17 protein-coding genes are annotated in these 17,630 nt (G+C 45.5%); 13 read left to right on the top strand and 4 right to left on the bottom strand.

What is annotated here, in order from left to right; genetic code table 11:
• The first annotated feature begins 67 nt into the window (after nt 1-67).
• Complete coding sequence (locus BLP85_RS10540; protein WP_092820046.1) at nt 68-715, top strand: glutathione S-transferase; 648 nt, start codon at nt 68-70, stop codon at nt 713-715.
• A 47-nt stretch (nt 716-762) separates the two neighbouring features.
• On the opposite strand, the gene phoR is transcribed toward BLP85_RS10540, so the two are convergent.
• The 3 genes from phoR to BLP85_RS10525 form a co-directional block, all read right to left on the bottom strand.
• Nucleotides 763-2,121, bottom strand: coding sequence for a phosphate regulon sensor histidine kinase PhoR (gene phoR, locus BLP85_RS10535; RefSeq protein ID WP_092820045.1), 1,359 nt, complete (start codon nt 2,119-2,121; stop codon nt 763-765).
• Nucleotides 2,122-2,146: 25 nt separating this feature from the next.
• Entirely contained in the window at nt 2,147-2,857 is a 711-nt protein-coding gene (phoB, locus tag BLP85_RS10530) for a phosphate regulon transcriptional regulator PhoB (RefSeq protein ID WP_092820044.1), read from the bottom strand.
• 238 nt (nt 2,858-3,095) lie between these two features.
• The gene (locus BLP85_RS10525) at nt 3,096-3,785 is read right to left on the bottom strand and encodes a TetR/AcrR family transcriptional regulator (RefSeq protein WP_092820043.1); all 690 of its coding nucleotides are present in this window, start codon (nt 3,783-3,785) and stop codon (nt 3,096-3,098) included.
• 234 nt (nt 3,786-4,019) lie between these two features.
• Here BLP85_RS10525 and BLP85_RS10520 point away from each other — a divergent pair, with 234 nt between their 5' ends.
• The 10 genes from BLP85_RS10520 to BLP85_RS10475 all read left to right on the top strand — a co-directional run bounded on the left by BLP85_RS10520 (nt 4,020) and on the right by BLP85_RS10475 (nt 14,998).
• Nucleotides 4,020-4,868, top strand: a complete 849-nt coding sequence (locus BLP85_RS10520; protein ID WP_092820042.1) for an SDR family NAD(P)-dependent oxidoreductase — start codon at nt 4,020-4,022, stop codon at nt 4,866-4,868.
• A 288-nt stretch (nt 4,869-5,156) separates the two neighbouring features.
• Nucleotides 5,157-6,665, top strand: coding sequence for an amidohydrolase family protein (locus BLP85_RS10515; RefSeq protein ID WP_092820041.1), 1,509 nt, complete (start codon nt 5,157-5,159; stop codon nt 6,663-6,665).
• A 94-nt stretch (nt 6,666-6,759) separates the two neighbouring features.
• Nucleotides 6,760-8,250: a porin family protein gene (locus BLP85_RS10510; protein ID WP_092820040.1), complete on the top strand. Its 1,491-nt coding sequence runs from the start codon at nt 6,760-6,762 to the stop codon at nt 8,248-8,250.
• Nucleotides 8,251-8,275: 25 nt separating this feature from the next.
• Complete coding sequence (locus tag BLP85_RS10505; protein WP_092820039.1) at nt 8,276-9,331, top strand: ABC transporter substrate-binding protein; 1,056 nt, start codon at nt 8,276-8,278, stop codon at nt 9,329-9,331.
• A gap of 15 nt (nt 9,332-9,346) precedes the next feature.
• Complete coding sequence (locus BLP85_RS10500; protein WP_092820038.1) at nt 9,347-10,597, top strand: MFS transporter; 1,251 nt, start codon at nt 9,347-9,349, stop codon at nt 10,595-10,597.
• Nucleotides 10,594-11,436 carry an ABC transporter permease gene (locus BLP85_RS10495; protein WP_092820037.1) on the top strand — a complete coding sequence of 281 codons (843 nt, stop codon included), beginning with the start codon at nt 10,594-10,596 and terminating at the stop codon, nt 11,434-11,436. The genes BLP85_RS10500 and BLP85_RS10495 overlap by 4 nt, the downstream gene beginning before the upstream one ends.
• 2 nt (nt 11,437-11,438) lie before the next feature.
• Nucleotides 11,439-12,251 carry an ABC transporter permease gene (locus BLP85_RS10490; protein ID WP_092820036.1) on the top strand — a complete coding sequence of 271 codons (813 nt, stop codon included), beginning with the start codon at nt 11,439-11,441 and terminating at the stop codon, nt 12,249-12,251.
• Nucleotides 12,252-12,263: 12 nt separating this feature from the next.
• Nucleotides 12,264-13,307 carry an ABC transporter substrate-binding protein gene (locus tag BLP85_RS10485; RefSeq protein WP_092820035.1) on the top strand — a complete coding sequence of 348 codons (1,044 nt, stop codon included), beginning with the start codon at nt 12,264-12,266 and terminating at the stop codon, nt 13,305-13,307.
• A 4-nt stretch (nt 13,308-13,311) separates the two neighbouring features.
• Complete coding sequence (locus BLP85_RS10480) at nt 13,312-14,145, top strand: ABC transporter ATP-binding protein (protein ID WP_092820034.1); 834 nt, start codon at nt 13,312-13,314, stop codon at nt 14,143-14,145.
• Nucleotides 14,146-14,167: 22 nt separating this feature from the next.
• Nucleotides 14,168-14,998 (top strand): ABC transporter permease, encoded by an 831-nt coding sequence (locus tag BLP85_RS10475; RefSeq protein WP_092820033.1) that lies wholly within the window; start codon nt 14,168-14,170, stop codon nt 14,996-14,998.
• 194 nt (nt 14,999-15,192) lie between these two features.
• Here BLP85_RS10475 and BLP85_RS10470 read toward each other — a convergent pair whose 3' ends face one another.
• Nucleotides 15,193-16,281, bottom strand: coding sequence for a sigma-54 interaction domain-containing protein (locus tag BLP85_RS10470; RefSeq protein ID WP_092820032.1), 1,089 nt, complete (start codon nt 16,279-16,281; stop codon nt 15,193-15,195).
• 229 nt (nt 16,282-16,510) lie between these two features.
• Here BLP85_RS10470 and BLP85_RS10465 point away from each other — a divergent pair, with 229 nt between their 5' ends.
• Together BLP85_RS10465 and BLP85_RS10460 are read left to right on the top strand one after the other, a co-directional pair.
• The gene (locus BLP85_RS10465) at nt 16,511-16,726 is read left to right on the top strand and encodes a TOBE domain-containing protein (RefSeq protein ID WP_086176493.1); all 216 of its coding nucleotides are present in this window, start codon (nt 16,511-16,513) and stop codon (nt 16,724-16,726) included.
• Nucleotides 16,727-16,762: 36 nt separating this feature from the next.
• The gene (locus BLP85_RS10460) at nt 16,763-17,590 is read left to right on the top strand and encodes an ABC transporter ATP-binding protein (protein WP_092820031.1); all 828 of its coding nucleotides are present in this window, start codon (nt 16,763-16,765) and stop codon (nt 17,588-17,590) included.
• The last annotated feature ends 40 nt before the right edge of the window (nt 17,591-17,630 follow it).

Below are 17,630 nucleotides of genomic sequence, written 5' to 3'. Positions count from 1 at the left end.
GCAAAGGAATGTCATTTTTTAACATGACCGGTCATAAGCAAAATATAAAAATAGGGATCAACAGATAATGATTACACTACACCATTTAGATCAATCTCGTTCTTTTAGAATTTTATGGGCTTTAGAAGAACTGGCTCAAGATTACCAGGTCAAATTTTATAAACGTCTACCCACGCTGGCTGCACCGCCTGAATTAAAACTGGTTCATCCTTTGGCTAAAGCACCCATCTTGACCGATGAAGACCAAACTATTGTTGAATCGGCGGTGATTTTGCAACATTTGCAGGAAAGCTATGATACAGCGCAGAAATTTAAACCGACGGCCAAAAAAGATCAGCAACAATACCGCTACTGGATGCACTATGCCGAAGGTTCGTTAATGCCTTTATTGGTGATGCAACTGGTGATGAGCAATGTGCCCAAACATGTTCCTTGGCTGATTAAGCCGGTGGCACATAAAATTACTGCTGGGGTGAAAGCAGGATTTATTCATCCGCGTTTAAAAGAGCATATTGCTTATCTAGAAGATTATTTATCCAAGCATGAATATTTTGCCGGAACATTTTCTTTTGCCGATATTCAGATGTGGTTTCCACTTGATGCCATTCAATCCAGAGTCTCCGGTTCATATCCGCATATCGCTAAGTATCTGAAACGTCTTGAGGAACGTCCTGCCTTTCAGCGAGCCAAGTTTAAGGAACAGGGCCTGACTTAATACAGGCAGGTGGACTGTGCTTTAATCGGGGGTTAAAACAGGCAGGTCTAGCAGGGTTTGTACAGGCGCTCTTTAGGGAAAATGACTTTGAAGGTTGAGCCTTGATTTTCTTTCGATTCAATTTCCAGGTGTGCGCCGTGTTGCATCAGCACATGTTTCACAATGGCCAGACCTAAACCGGTTCCTCCGGTTTGGCGGCTACGGGCACTATCTACACGATAGAAACGCTCGGTTAAACGCGGCAGATGTTTGGGGTCAATCCCGATGCCGGTATCTTGAACGGTAAAGATGCCATGTTCGCCATCATCATGCCAACCCATGGTAATGGTTCCACCTTTGGGGGTGTATTTAATGGCATTGGTAATCAGGTTGCTAAAAGCACTGGACAGCTCGGTCTCGGAACCGATCAGGTCACAATGACTGTCAATATCGAGGTTGAGTGCATGGTGGTAGTCGACATTATAGGCTTGTGCGTCATCAAACAGCTGGTTCATCAGACTTGGCATTTCAATAATCTGGTTTTTCGCGATTTTTTTATCATTTTCTAAGCGCGACAATAACAGTAAATCATTCACCAACGCATTCATGCGTTTGGTTTGCGCCTGCATCTGGTCGAAGGCACGTTTCCAGCGCGGATTTAACTCTTCCTGATCGGTAAAAGTTTCAATATAACCGCTGAGTACGGTAAGCGGCGTGCGTAATTCATGGGAAATATTGTCGACAAAATCTGTGCGCATCTGTTCCAGGTTATGCATGCGGGTCACGTCATAAGCGACCAATAGGCGGCTTTCTCCACCAAAGCGGGTCATCTTGACCTGTACATAATGGTCTTCAAAGGCTGAAGATTTCATTTTCAGGCCATCGGGTGCTTCGTCAATATGGTTAAAATATTCAATAAAACTGGGTTGGCGCAGAATGGTTAAAATATTGCGACCGCGATCTAACGGTTGAATACCCAGGAGTTTTTCTGCGGCCGGATTCCACCATTCAATTTGGTGCATTTCATCAATCAGCACCACCGCTTCGGCCAGCGCCACCAGTGAAGATTGCGCCCGGTCAATCAGACCGACCATTTCTGCCTGAACAATACGTTCCTGACGCTGCGAACGGTAGACATTAAACAGCAAGGCTCCCCAGATGCCGTTTAAACTGGGCGGCACATCATAAGGACGGTTGGAAATCCATTCATTGACCAGATACAGCGAACGTAACTGCAAGGCAAAAAACACTGCAAAGGCAATGAGAATAAAAATCCAGAAATACCCAATCCCTAAACCGATTAAACCTGCAATCAGCAATAAAAAGGCGAGCAGGCGTAAATCTTGCTTGGCAAAAGTCCATAAACTGCTGTAACGAAACTGTTTATGTTCTCGTGCAAGTTCCGGGACGGGGTAGGGTTCATACATAAAACACAATTGACCTAAACGATGACTAACCTAGCGCAACATCTGCGCGGGTAGAAAAACGGTAACCTGTACCACGAACCGTCTGTACATAACGGTCTGCGCCAAACGGTTCCAGCACTTTACGCAAACGACGGATATGTACGTCAATGGTACGGTCTTCAATATATACGTTACCACCCCAGACCTGATCCAGCAATTGAGCACGGGTATAGGCGCGTTCCGGATGCGTCATGAAAAAGGCCAATAGACGGTATTCCGTAGGTCCCATTTCTAAAATATTCGGACCATGACTGACCCGCTGGCTGACAGGGTCGAGCACCAGGCCATTGGCATCAATGGTTTTTTCACCGCTTAGGGCATTGGCACGGCGTAACACGGCCTTAATGCGGGAAACCAGTTCACGGGTGGAAAACGGTTTGGTCATGTAGTCATCTGCACCGGCATCCAGACCTTGTACTTTATGGTCTTCTTCAGCGCGGGCAGTGAGCATGATCACGGGAATTTCTGATAGGGTTTCATCGCGTTTCAGACGGCGGCACAGGTCTACACCGCTGACACCACCAGGTAACATCCAGTCGAGTAGAATAAGCACAGGGCGTTGATCCACAATCATCTGGTGGGCCTGCTTGGCATCTTCAGCCTGTAGGCATTGGAAGCCCGCCATATCCAGCGAGGTATGGATCATTTCCCGGATCGGGAGCTCATCATCGACGATTAATATATAGTCATCTTTCACAGCGCAATACCCTATTTCACGTAAACGGTGGACCGTTTTATATTTATGACAGGCTTATTACAAAGATTAATTATGACAGTATCATTGCAGAATAGGTAGTTCGGCTGGATTTCGCAAAAAAATTGTCACAATTTTAATAAGATACAATCAAGAATTTAAAATAAATCAGTTAGATAAATATATTAAATTCAAGGTGTTGAGCATTTTTTACGGTTTTGTGAAAGCAGCCACGTTTAAATCATATTTTTTCTTTTACTGAAAAAGTATCGAGCAGCGCTAAAAAAACCACACTGCAAGAAGAGAGAACCTCCTCCATTGAGGGTTTAAAACCACTGACAACCCAGCGAATGGCAATTTGGGTGACATAGCCATTCAAGCCGGTCGAGATCATCGAAATTTCACGTTCAGAGCGGTTAATGTTGGGCATCATCAGCATCACAAAAGCATGAATCATGCGGTCAAAACGCAGCATGGTTTCATGGATGGTGGCCTGGTTATGCAGTTCCTGAACCAGCATGGCATCGATATAGATAATCCGCGCCATGCGTGGATTGTCTTTTAAGGTGGTGAGCAGGGCAGTCAGACCGGCTTCGATCATTTTCTTGGGATCGGTCGAGGCCTGCATAATGGCCTGCATGACATTGTGCTGCAACTGGTCAATCAGCTTTAAAAAGATGGTCTGAAACAGTTCATCACTTTTCTTAAAGGATTCATAGAAATAGCGTTCGGTCAGTTTGGCTTCATTGCAAATATCTTTCACAGTCACTGCAAAAAAACCATGCGTACCATAGGCTTCAATCCCGGCTTCAATCAGTTTTTCACGACGCGCCTGTTTACGCTCGCTTAAAGACAGGCCTTTAAATTGACGTTCTTTGGTTTTTGCCGGTTTATTTTGATTTTCTTCGAAATTTTTGTGCTGTTCAGTCATAAATGTGGTGTGCCAAATGAAATCGAGGTTTTGCCTTATATTAACAATAATTTATCTTCAGACCTATGTGTAAAACAAAGCCGCAGATTTTCCAGCAGGGATGGATAGACGATATATTATATTGACAATGATTATTGTCAAAATTATATTGGATGGATGAACTGCAATCTTCCAGACAGAAAAACAATCGAGATGTTTAGCTGGATGAGGCAGAAAACTGAATAAGGATAGCTCATGAAAAATTTTAAAAATAAAGTCGCAGCCATTACCGGTGCGGGGTCGGGTATTGGGCAGCAATTGGCCGTACTTTTGGCGCAGCAGGGCTGTCATTTGTCCTTGAGTGATGTCAATGAACAGGGTTTGGCAAAAACAGTTGAACTGGTCAAAGACAATCATGTCCGTGTGACCACGAAAAAAGTCAATGTGGCCAAACTGGAAGAAGTGCGTGACTGGGCTGCTGAAACCGTTCAGGACCATGGCTCGGTCAACATGATTTTTAATAATGCCGGTGTGGCATTGGGTTCAACCGTGGAAGGCGCTTCGTATGAAGAGCTGGAATGGATTGTGAATATTAATTTCTGGGGCGTGGTGTATGGGACCAAGGAATTCCTGCCTTTAATCAAGCAATCGGGTGAAGGGCATATTATCAATATTTCCAGCCTGTTTGGTCTAACGGCACAGCCGACCCAGTCTGCCTATAATGCCACCAAGTTTGCGGTACGTGGTTTTACCGAATCGCTGCGTCAGGAACTGGACCTGGAAAACTGTGGCGTGAGTGCACTCTGTGTGCATCCGGGCGGCATCCGGACCAATATTGCCAATGCGGCAAAAATGAATGACAGTATTCGAACTTTGGGCATGCATCCGGAAAAATCGGCCAGGTCTTTTAACAAATTATTGCGTTGTCCGCCTGAAGAGGCTGCCCGCCAAATTATTGAAGCTGTGCAAAAAGACAAGCGCCGTCTGCTGATTGGCAACGATGCCAAAACCTTGGATTTAATCCAGCGCATTTTACCGACCGGTTATCAGCGTGTCACAGCATTTGCCACCAGATTAAGCAATAAAGGCAAAAAATCTGCTTAAAACAACAGGCTTTTAAGAACCCGCAAATTGCGGGTTTTTTTACGGCTGAAATTTTCATCAGAGCAGTGATCTATGCAGAAATTCTTTATTCATAAAATAGAAAATGAAAGTGTATTTACAGCTGAATTGATATAAGCAGGTGTTGAAAAATCAACAGTAAAACCGATGGAAAAGTAACAGAAATACTCGGGATTATTTTAATAAAAATATATAAAACAATGACTTAAATTGTTGGCACGCTTGTTGTAATAACAGGGAGGTGTAATGATAAGAAATTAGGTAAACCTCATGACAATTTTAAAAGATTTAAAGGCAAAACAATCGCGTGCGGCTCAATTGCGTTCTCAGCTCGATTTTCCAGTGATTGATACGGACATTCATACCAATGCCTACAGTCCTGCACTTGAAGACTATATTGCGCAGTACGGGGGTTCACGTGTGGTGGATGTGTTCCGTAGCCATTTAAAAAGTAACGGTTTAAATGCTTTGGCGGCAGAGTGGTACAACGCCAGCCCAGAAGAACGTCAAAACCGTCGTTTGTTCCGCCCGCCATTTTGGGCATTGCCTTCAGAAAATACCTATGACTTGGCCACGGTTGCTTTGCCGGGGCTATTGTATGAGCGTTTAGAAGAACTCGGAACAGACTATGCCGTGCTGTATCCAAACCTGGCTTTGTTCCCAATCAATTCATCCAATGACGATTTACGTTTGTCTTTAACCCGTGCGATTAACCATTTCCATGCGGATATTTATAAACCCTATGCCGACCGTTTAACCCCAGTGGCTGCGATTCCACTGAATACCCCACAAGAAGGCATTGAAGAGCTTGAATTTGCCCAAAAGCTCGGTCTAAAAGCAGCGTTAATTCCTGGAGCAGTACGTCGTCCAATTCAAGCCGTCGCAGAGAAATATCCCGAAGATAGCGATCTGCGTCGTTATGCCTATTGGTTGGATTTCTTTGGTATCGACAGTGAATATGACTACGACCCGTTCTGGCAAAAGAGCGTGGATTTGGGCATAAACCTGTCGACCCATTCGGGCAGCCAAAGCTGGGTAGCACGCAACTCGCCAAGCAACTACATGTTTAACCACATTAACCACTTTGCCGATGCCTCTGAAGCCTTGGCCAAAGCCCTGTTCTTTGGTGGCGTGACTGAGCGTATTCCACAGCTTCGTATTGCCTTGCTAGAAGCAGGCGCAGCATGGGGTCAAAACGTGTTGACGCATCTGGTTGACCGTTTTGAAAAACGCGGTAATGAGCATGTGCAACAGTACAACCCTGAACGTCTAAACCGTGAATTGGCAATAGAGCTCTATCGTCAATATGGGCATACCCTGTACCAGGGTCGTGAACTGAATGAGCAAGAAATCATTGAAAGCTTGTTTGGTGTGGCATCGACTTCACGTTTCCAAGCGCAAAAACCTGAAGAAATCAATGATTTTGCCTTGGCCAAAATTCAAACCAAACAGGACATCTGGGATCGTTGGGTACCGAATTTCTACTTTGGCAATGAAGCAGACGACCGCACCATCGTGGGTGCATTGAATCCCAAAGGTAATCCATTTGGTCAGAAAATTAATGCCCTGTACTCATCCGATTCCGGCCATTGGGATGTGCCTGAATTAACCGAGCCCTTGGCAGAAACTTGGGACTTGGTGCAAGAAGGCGCCATTACGGCAGAAGACTTCAAGTCCTTGGTGTTCACCAACCCATACCAGTTCTATACCGCGAACAATCCGGACTTCTTCAAAGGTACGCAGGTTGAACACAAACTGAAAAACAACCAGGCCGCTTAAACCTAACTACTCAGGAAATTGAAACAACCTCATGCCTCTGGCATGGGGTAGGGGAAATTTTGTTTTTTAAATAATAGATGAAGTGAATGTAACAATGAGAAAGACGAGTTTAACTGTTGCGATTGGATTGATTCTGACGACGACATCGAGTTTTAGCTTTGCCCAGGATGCCACTCTCAACAAGCAATTGGAGGGACTTAAACAGCAGATTGAAGTTTTGCAGCAGCGTTTAAATGTAGTGGAAGCACAAAGCTCAACAACCACAAAAAAACCGCCAGTTGTAAATGCAGATAACAGCGAAGAGCTGACAGCTCAAGACAGCGAAATTGGTGAAGAAGCCCTAACGGCGGAAGTAACCCCTGCGACATCCGACGACATTGAAGGTTTAAGAACTGATATTGAAAACTATAAATACGACCAGTCTCGTCAGTACGAACGCCAAACCGTAAAGTCGACCCGTGATACGACTTTATTCGGTACGGTGCAACTGCGTGCCAATGTGCAGGACAATAACACTGCACCCAATACACCTAAATCGAGCTTCGATGTGGGTACGGCATTGCTGGGCGTGCGCGGTAACTTGTTTAAAGATTATAACGAAGGCAAAAACCTCGATTACCAAGCCTCATTCGGCTATTCAAAACGTAATGATGGCAGCAACAACAGTAACTTTAACTTGCTGGATGCCTACCTGCGCTATCACGTATTTTCCACCAATGGCGGTGCAGAAGTTCCCAGGCTGAACCTGACTTTGGGGCAACAACTCTTGCCATTCGGCTTGGACGTCCAATCTCCAGAAGATTTACGCCCCACCATCAGTACTGCAACTGCACCGACGTATTTGGGGCTGTTTACCCGTCAAAACGGTTTCATTGTCCGTGGCGATGCCAAGCCCTTTGTGGACTATGGCGCGAACTACCGTGCGCCTTTATTTGAATATGCACTTGGGGTGACCAATGGCAATGGCAGCAACAAAGCCGATGACAACAACAGCAAAGACTATATCGGTCGCGTGGCCTTTACCTTGCCTGTCGATTATGCCAGCTGGCTTCGTGAGCTGAAATTTGGCGCTTCCTATATTAAAGGTGAAGCGAAATTATCCGGCTCCGGTATTAGCGATAACCAGGCCAAACGTGACCGTCTCGGTTTTGACCTGTATTACAACCACGCACCGTTTGGCGTGACTTATGAATATCTGCAAGGCAAAACCGATTATATCGACCCGACTGTAGCTGCCATAAAAGAAGCCAAAGCAGAAGGTCATACCGTAACAGCGTTCTATACCTTGGGTGACCAGTTCTATAACAGTATTAAATCCAATGCCAAGTTTGATGATTTCTGGCCGAAATCGGTTCAGGGTTACTACCGTTACGACAGCTATAACCCGAATAAAAATCAGCAAGATTATCTCGATAGCGCAAGTGGCCGTATAGGTGAATATGACATTCACTCACTCGGCCTAAACCTGTTTTTTGCGCAGACCACCAAATTCCAGTTACAGCTCAATCACTACATCTATGACATTGAGACTGCAACCCAAAAAGACACCAACGAATTGCAGGCGCAATTCCAGTACACCTTTTAATTTTGATTGTTAAGGAACAGATTTAATGAAACTTTTTTCTAAAAAAATTGCGGCCACATTTCTAGCCCTCTCCGCATTCGGTCTAAGTTTACACATCCATGCAGCCAATCCGAAAGAAATCCGCATTTCTATGTCGGGTGCCGGTGAAGGCGGTAAGCCAAAAACAGGCGGGAGCTTTGTTGCTTCAGCGCATTTACGTGGTGTGTTGGAACAGGAATTTAAGAAAGATGGCATTGCGGTGAAGTGGTTATTCTTTCCGGGTGCAGGGCCTGCCACCAATGAAGCCTTAGCCAACGGTAAAGTCGATTTTGCTTTACATGGGGACTTGCCGTCATTGGTGGGTCGTTCAACGGGTCTTAAAACCAAGGTTCTGTTTTCAACCGGTCGCTTTGGTCCAACCTATGTGGTCGTTCCTGCGGGTTCAAATGCCAAGTCATTTGCAGACTTAAAAGGCAAGAAATTTTCAATCTTTAAAGGGACAAACCAACAGATCGTTTTTAACCGTGTCCTGGCTAAATATGGCTTTACTGAACGTGACTTACGTGTCATTTCACAAGACGCTTACTCTGCGCGTACCGCACTGGCCACCGGGGATATTGATGCTGCGATTACTTCACCCTTTAGTCTGGTTTCACGTGGGGTCGCCAAGAAGCTTATTGAAATTAAAGATCCAAAAGTTGCCCCACTGGCGCATTTCTGGGTAACTGAAAGTTTTGAAAAACAATATCCAGAAGTGACGCAGCGAGTCGTTACCACGCTGATCAAACAGGCAAAGTGGAGCTCGGAAGAAGCCAACCGTGTCACCCAATACAAGCTGTGGTCACAAAGCGGTATACCACTGGTCGATTACCAAAAAACCTGGGATGGCTGGAACTTGAAAGACCGTACTTCGCCATTACTGGACGAGTTTCATCGTGCACAAATTGACAGCGCATTAAAAATTGCCAAAGACGCAAAACTCATCCGCCGCGATGTCGATACCAAAACCTGGTATGAGCCGAAGTACTTAAACAATGCCTTGAAAGAACTGAATTTACAGAACTATTGGCGTGCATTTAATGCCAATGGTCAGCCGAAATAATTCAGGAATGTGGTTATGAATCCGATTGAAAGCAATGTTGTCTCAACACCATTAACGACGAAATTTATGAGCAGTTTTGTGCTCCTCACGATTATCGCCGGTTTAGGCGTCGGTGTTGCCCGTATTTTGATCTCATTGTACGCCGTGCAGCTCGAAGCAACAGAGCTTCAGTTGGGACTGATTGCAGCAGCGCAAAGTGCAGGTATTTTGTTGATGGCGCTGCCCATTGGGGTCATGGTGCAGCGTCTCGGTTCACTGAAAGTTTTTAGTCTTGGCAGTGTGATGGGTGCAGCTTTGTATGCGCTCACCCCACTGCAGGAAAGTGCCTGGTATTTACTGGCATTGACAGCCTTAGTGAGCTTTGTCTTACCAATGCGCTTTGTCTCGATTAATACCGTTTTCCTGAGCAATTTAAAGCGTCTTGGGCCAGCCAAAGCAGGCTGGTTCCGGGGTTCACACATGATGGGATTTTTCCTGATCGCCCCGGCTTTAACCGTCTTGCTGATTCAGCACTTTGGTTATAGCAGCAGTTTTTACTGTGTTGCCTTGATGTTTCTGGCCACGCTATTTTTTGCCCCATTTTGCTTTCAGCAAGTGCCTCAGACTGCCGCCAATGCTCCTCATTTTCAATGGCGAGATGTAGTTGCCCCACTGGCATTACTGAAAACCCATGCTGCCTTACGTATGGTCTGCGCTTTAGAGTTTTTAAGCAGTCTGGCCAATAACTATTTTGGTTTTTTCATTGTTGTCATCGCCATTCAAAGCTTCTCCATGGCTGAATCGGCGGCAGTCATGTTGTTGACGACCCAAGGCCTGGTTTTTGTCGGTTCCTTATTTACCCTGGGTGGCTGGGCCGAACTGATTGGCTATCCGAAATTTTACTGGATCGGACTGAGCTTAATGGGCAGTGCCTTACTGATTTTAGCCATCACGCCGATTACATTCTGGATGTGGCCGGCATCGCTGATGTTGGGTCTCGGTTTGGGCATGCTGCACATTGCCAACTTTATGGCATTTGCCAGAGTGGGTGAGCAAACCGCAATGGCAAAAATCTCACCCATCGTGGCTTTGGTGGGTCCAGCTGGTGGCTTGTTTGGCGGATTTCTGGGAGCGGCATTGGGTGCCAGCATCGGTCTGCAAAACCTATTTTTCCCGATTGGTCTGGCATTTCTGGCATTAATTTTACTGATCTTGCGAGATCAGGCATTTATTTCTTTTTTAAAACCTGATGGTTCAAAACATATAGCAGAAGGACAAGAATCATGAGCCTTACGAATGTAACCGCACATTCGGTACAGTGGCAAAGTTACCGTAGTGCATTTGGATTTTTTAAGAAGTACCTGAGCGTAACCTTGCAATTGGCTTGTGGTCTGCTTGTACCCGTGCTGCTGCTGGGACTCTGGTATGTGGCCACCCTACGCCAATGGTTGCCGGAACAGATTTTACCGGCACCGCAGCTGGTCTGGAGTACAACGGTTGAACTCTGGCAGTCAGGTGATCTGCAATTGCATTTCCTGGTCAGTACAAAACGCATTTTCTGGAGTGTGGCTTTAGGGGTGAGCCTGGGACTCGGTCTGGGAGTCTGGTTTGCACTGTCGCAACGTGCACAGCGCTTTGTCTTGCCGACGATTCAGCTCCTGACCCAGTTTCCAATTATTGGCTGGATTCCCCTGCTGATGATTTTCCTGGGTATTGATGAAGCCTTGAAGATTGTTGCGATCTCATTAGCCGTGGTTTCACCGGTACTGATCGCAACCTTTAAAGGCATTCAACAAGTACCGAACCGCTTACTTGAAGTGGCACAGGTCTATCAATTTTCCAAATTCCAGACTTTTTCTAAAGTCATTCTACCTGCCAGCCTCCCTGCGATTATTAGCGGTCTACGCCAAGGCGTGATGCAGGCCTGGCTGGCCTTGGTGTTTGTGGAATTACTGGCAAGTAGTGAAGGCATTGGCTTCCTCATGGTGTGGGGACGTCAATTGATGCAGATGGATATTATTTTCATGGGCATTATTTTAATTGGCATCACGGGTTTTATTCTGGACAGTGGTTTGGCTGCCTTTGAACGTCTTGCTCGTTTTTATGCAACACGGGTAGGGGGCTAATCATGTCAGAACTCAGTCTTGAAAAATCAGCCATCCGTGTAAATCCAGCTGTGGAAAAAAGCATTAAAGTGCTGCAAGCCTTGATTTTACCCCTGTTATTTATTGCACTTTGGGCGACCGCTTCCGCCTTACAGTGGCTGGATGCCAAACTGATTCCATCTCCTCTCACGGTATTCAGCAGTGCAATCCAGAGCTTTAGCCAAACCGAATTCTGGCAGGGTTTTGCGGCGAGTTTAAGCCGTAACTTTGCGGGTTATGTCATTGGCGCCAGTCTGGGTGTTGCTTTCGGTGTGGCCTTAGGCACCACACGCTGGATCAACTGGTTATTTGCACCCAGCTTTAACGTATTACGTCAGGTCTCACTGTTTGCATGGTTGCCTTTAATTTCAACCTTTTTAGGTTATGGCAACGGCGCAAAAATCCTGTTTATCAGCCTTTCGGTATTTTATCCCGTGGCACTGCATAGCCTGGAAGGCGTGAGCAGCATCAGCGCGAAATACAGTGAAGTCGCAAAAGTCTATCAATTTCCGAAACTGTATACCTACCGCAAGCTGATTTTACCGGCAGCCAGTCCGCAGATTTTTGTCGGTCTGCAACTCGGTTTGATTTTCGCCTGGCTGGCGACCGTGGGTTCAGAATTTCTATTGGCCAATTACGGGGTCGGTCTGGGTAACCTGGTGATCCGCGGGCGGGAACAGTTCAACGTATCTCTGATTATTTTAGGCATGTTCAGCATCGGCATCATCGGTGTGATTTTAAATGCAGCGCTGACCCGGATTGAAAGCAAAGTGCTGCGCTGGCAGCAACGTGTATAGGAGCAAATAATAATGAAAATACTTCCTAAATTTTGGCAAAAAGCTTTAGCAGCTGTAACCATCAGTGCCAGCATTATTGCGGGTTGTAGTAGCCAGCAGGTGGAACCACAAAATGCGAAAACTACGCCTACCTTACGCTACCAGAGTTATCCTGGCTTAGTGTCTTTGCCGGAGCTGGCACAAGATCTGGGTTATTTCGGCAAGATTAAACTGGACTATGTCGGTACGGTGCAAGGTGGTCCGCAAGATTTACTTACCCTGGTTGCTGGCGATGTCGATTTTGCCTCAGCCTTTAATGGGGCTATGGTGAAAGTCATCGCTGCAGGGCTGGATGTGGTTCCTGTGGTGGCCTCCTATGGCAGTGATGCGGAAATGAATGTGGGTTTTTATGTGCTTGAAAACAGTCCGATCCGTAAGGCACGCGATTTCATTGGCAAAAAAGTTGCGGTGAATGCCTTTGGCGCACACTACGAGTTTGTGGTTAAAGATTATTTGGCACGTCATGGATTAACCCCGGAAGAAATCCGTGAAGTGGAACTGATTGTGTTGCCGCCAGTGAGTATCGAACAGGCACTGCGTAATGGACAAATTGATATTGCCGTGTTCTCGGGCATTTTGGAAAAACGCGCCCTGAAAACAGGCGGCGTGCGTCCAATCTTTAAAGATATTGAATTGTATGGAGCATTTACTGCAGGCAGTTATGCGATGCGACACGATTTTATTCAACAGCATCCAGACGTTGCCAAAACTTTTGTGAATGGCGTGGCACGTGCCCAAGAGTGGCTACATCACATGCCCAAAGAACAAATTATTGCGCGTATGGAAAGCATCATAGATAAGCGTCAGCGCAATGAAACCAAAGTGCTGATTCCGTTTTATACCGGCACGGGTGTCGCTGAAATTGGCGGCGTACAAAAAGATGCAGACTTCGAGCCTTGGGTCAATGCGCTGGTAAGTGAACAGAAACTCAAAGCCAATCAGCTCAATGTAAAAATCTTGTACAGCAATGCCTTTAACCCATACGCCACTATAAAAAATGAACAATATAAGGAATAAAATCATGAGCAGTGCTTTAAATCTAGATCATGTGCGGAAAGTTTTTCCTGCACAGAACCATCCCAACAGCAAGAATTACAAACCGGAATTTGTGGCAGTGGAAAATGTCACGCTGGATATTCAGCAAGGCGAATTTGTCTCGATTGTGGGGCCAAGTGGCTGCGGTAAATCGACCTTGCTGGACCTGATTGCCGGGCTGACCAGACCTTCTTCGGGGCAGATTCTGCTCAGTGGTAAACAGATTACCCAACCGGGTCTAGATCGCGGCATCGTCTTCCAGCAATATGCCTTATATCCCTGGCTGACCGCTCTGGAAAATATTGAATTTGGCCTGGAAGCCAAAGGTGTCGACAAGAAAACCCGCCGTGAAAAGGCCTTGTATTATTTACAACTGGTGGGGCTGTCCGGTTTTGAAAAACATTATCCCAATGAACTTTCCGGTGGAATGAAGCAGCGTGTGGCCATTGCACGCAGTCTGGCTTATGAGCCGGAAATTCTACTGATGGATGAACCTTTTGCCGCACTGGATGCACAAACCCGTGAAACCTTGCAGGAAGAGCTGATCAAGATTTGGCAATCGTCTAAAAAAACCATCGTTTTCATCACCCACAGTATCGATGAAGCGATTTTCCTGAGCCAGCGCGTGGCGATTATGACTTCTCGACCGGGACGGATTAAGGAGATCATCGACATTCCAGCCAGCCTGAAAGCCAAAGATGAGGACATCCGTTCAACGGCTGAATACGGCAAAATTCGTCATCAAATCTGGTCGCTTTTAAGCGAAGAAGTGATTAAGGCGCAAGCACTCGAAAAAGATAAACAGCTTGCTCACGCATAAATAAAATTGAGGAATATTCATCATGTCATCGACTCAACAGGCGATTCCACATAGCCCGACCTATAGTCCGTCAAAACCACGTATGGAACTCAGCTGGCTGAACACCATTTTTAAACGCAGTATCGCTATCCTATTATTTTTATTGCTTTGGGAAACCTTACCCCGAATAGGTGTGGTCAGCCCGGCATTTTTACCGCCCTTATCCACTGTGTTGGAAACGGCCTGGCAGCTCTATCAAAACGGTCAATTGGGCACGCATTTCTTTGCCAGTATTCAGCGTTCAATCATTGGTTTTGCGCTGGCCTTAGCCATTGCCATTCCACTGGGTTTGGTGATTGGCTGGTATAAACTGGTGGCAGAAACCCTCAATCCATTACTGGAACTGTTCCGTAATACTACAGCCTTGGCTTTAATGCCTTTATTTATCCTGTTTCTGGGTATTGGTGAAGCATCCAAAATCAGCTTACTGGTTTATGCCTGCACCTGGCCGATTCTTTTAAACACCATTACAGGCGTGCAAACGGTGGATCCATTGTTAATTAAATCTGCACGGACCATGGGTTTAAAACCGCATCAACTGTTCCGTAAAGTGATTTTACCTGCTTCTGTTCCTACGATTTTTGTCGGCATCCGGCTGGCGGGTGCGATCTCGATTCTGGCTTTGGTGGCAGTGGAAATGTTCGGGGCCAAAGCGGGTTTGGGCTATCTGATTATGTATTCACAGTTCAGTTTTGAAATTCCGCAAATGTTTGTCGGTATTTTGGTGATTACTCTGGTCGGCCTATCGTTTAACTATATTTTAATTGGCCTGGAAAAATACTTTACCGCCTGGAAACGTAATCCTGTAGAATAATAGGAAATAAAAAGCATTAAAATGGACTTCTTTCAATTGTTCATACCCTCTTTAATTTTCTCCCCTAGGGAGAAATAAAGGCAATTTATAAAAGAAGTCTAATAAAAAACCTCGATAAATAAATCGAGGTTTTTATTATCTGGTTAAAATTTAAATAGAAAAATAAAAGCAGAATAAAATAAATGAGTGGATATTTATAATAAACCATATTTTAATAAACGCGTGCGAATGACATTACGGGTCACGCCTAATAATTTTGCAGTATGTACCTGGTTGTACTGGCAGTACTCATAGGCACTGCGAATAAATTTTTCTTCTATCAGCTCATTGATATTGGTCTGCTTAAACTGTTCCGAAGACTGAAAAATACTTTGAAATGTCTGTTCCAAAAGTTGTCCTGCATCCTGAAGATCCTTAATCGTTCCGTTTACCGCAGAAATTGAAGCAAAACTAAAAGGTTCAGCTTTCTGGGCAGCCGACTGAATACTGGAAAACGTAATATCTTCCGGTTCAATCACGCCATTTTTACTGACTAAAACGGCATGGTGAATGGTGTTTTCCAGCTCGCGGATATTGCCGGGCCAAGGGTGTAAAGTCAGTTTCTTAAGCGCCAGTTGGCTGAGGCGCAACGGGGTCGCATGCGGGTCGGTCTGGTAGACTTGAATAAAGTGTTTTGCCAGCGGCAGAATGTCATCGCGACGCTCTGAAAGCGTTGGAATTTTGAGTAAGGCCACATGCAGGCGATAGAATAGGTCCTCCCTGAAACGTCCGTCCTGCACGGCTTTTTCCAGATCGACATTGGTCGCGGCAATAATGCGCACATTGATCGGAATCGGCTTGAGTGAACCGATGCGCACAATCTCGCGTTCCTGTAACACCCGTAATAATTTGACCTGCATGGACAGCGATAAATCGCCAATTTCATCCAGAAACAGGGTGCCATTATGCGCCGCTTCAAACCAGCCTACGCGGGTATGGATGGCACCGGTAAAAGCGCCTTTTTCGTGTCCAAAAAGTTCACTTTCCACCAGTGATTCTGTGAAAGCGCCACAGTTCACCGCCACAAACGGGCCTTTGGCGCGATGGCTGAGCTGATGAATTTGCCGGGCGACCAGTTCTTTGCCTGTACCGGTGTCGCCAATAATCAACGCATTGGCTTCACTTGGCGCAATCTGTTCAATACGGGCAAGCAGCGCCTGTGATAAAGGGTCTTCAAATACCGTCGCCGTTGCACGCTTATGCTTCAGGGCAGAGGGTACATTGGGGTGGGTTAAAATAGACATGAGATTCTTATACTTGTTGAAAATATTGATCATCATGAAATATTTAAAATGGAATGATAAATAATATATCGGTATTTGATTATCGCTTTCAGATATAAATTAAAGCTGGGATTATTTATCTTTTAAAAAGATAAAAAAAATAGGGATAACTAAAGGATAAATCAAGATAAAGCAAATCAATAATCTGTTTTATATTAGAGATCTCTAAATAACAAAAGGCATAACTAAAATGGCAATTACTTCCGTAAATGTACGTAACCAGTTTAAAGGCATTATTCAAGAAGTATTAGAAGGTGACGTGGTTTCTGAAATAAATGTGGAAACCAAAGCTGGTCTGTTCACTTCAATTATCAGTACCCGTTCAGTCAAAGATCTGGACCTTAAAGTCGGTTCTGAAGTGGTGGTGTTGATCAAGTCGACGGAAGTGTCTCTGGCGAAGCTTTAATTCGCCATTGCTCAAGCTTTACAGGAGAATTGAGAGATGACACAGCAAGCAACCGGCCATGTATCTATTCAGCAGCTCAGCAAAACCTATCCCACACAAAACAATGACGCTTTAACCGTGCTGGAAGATATTAATCTGGACATCCAGCCGGGTGAGTTCATTAGTATTGTCGGCAGCAGTGGCTGCGGTAAATCCACACTGTTACGCTTATTGGTGGGGCTGGAAAACAGCTATCAAGGGCAGATTCAGGTGGATGGCAAAAAGATTTTTGGCACCAGTTTACAGCGCGGGATCGTGTTTCAGGACCACCGCCTTTTTCCCTGGTTAAGCGTGCGTGAAAATGTACGTATTGCACTGCATCAGAGTAAGCTGACACGGGCTGAAGAAGACCAGCTGATTGATGAACATCTGCAACTGGTCAATCTGACCAGTTTTGCCAATGCCTATCCATCCCAGCTTTCAGGCGGCATGAACCAGCGTGTGGCAATTGCCCGCAGTCTGGTGAACCGGCCGGAAATTTTATTTCTGGATGAGCCTTTTGGCGCACTGGATGCCTTAACCCGTCAGAACCTGCAGGACGAATTACAGCGGATTTGGCAGGCAGAAAAAATCACCATGGTGATTGTGACCCATGACGTAGAAGAAGCGGTATTTTTAGGGGATCGCGTGGTGGTGATGCAACCCCATCCGGGCCGGATTAAGCGTATTGTTGATGTCCCTGTTGCCCATCCGCGTAAACGTGAAGATGTCCGTTTGCATAATATTAAAAATGACATTTTGACGGATTTTAGCGATCCATTAAAAGACCAGTTACACCGCAATAAACCGGCAGCGAAATTTTCTGATTATCAATTTGCCTGGTAATCTTTTTTTAGTGTGATCCAAAAGCCTGCGTAAAGTGGGT

The organism is Acinetobacter kookii (genome assembly GCF_900096895.1).
GTDB lineage: Bacteria > Pseudomonadota > Gammaproteobacteria > Pseudomonadales > Moraxellaceae > Acinetobacter > Acinetobacter kookii.
Note: the sequence above shows the minus strand (reverse complement) of the source record. Positions and strands in the feature narration are given on the sequence as shown.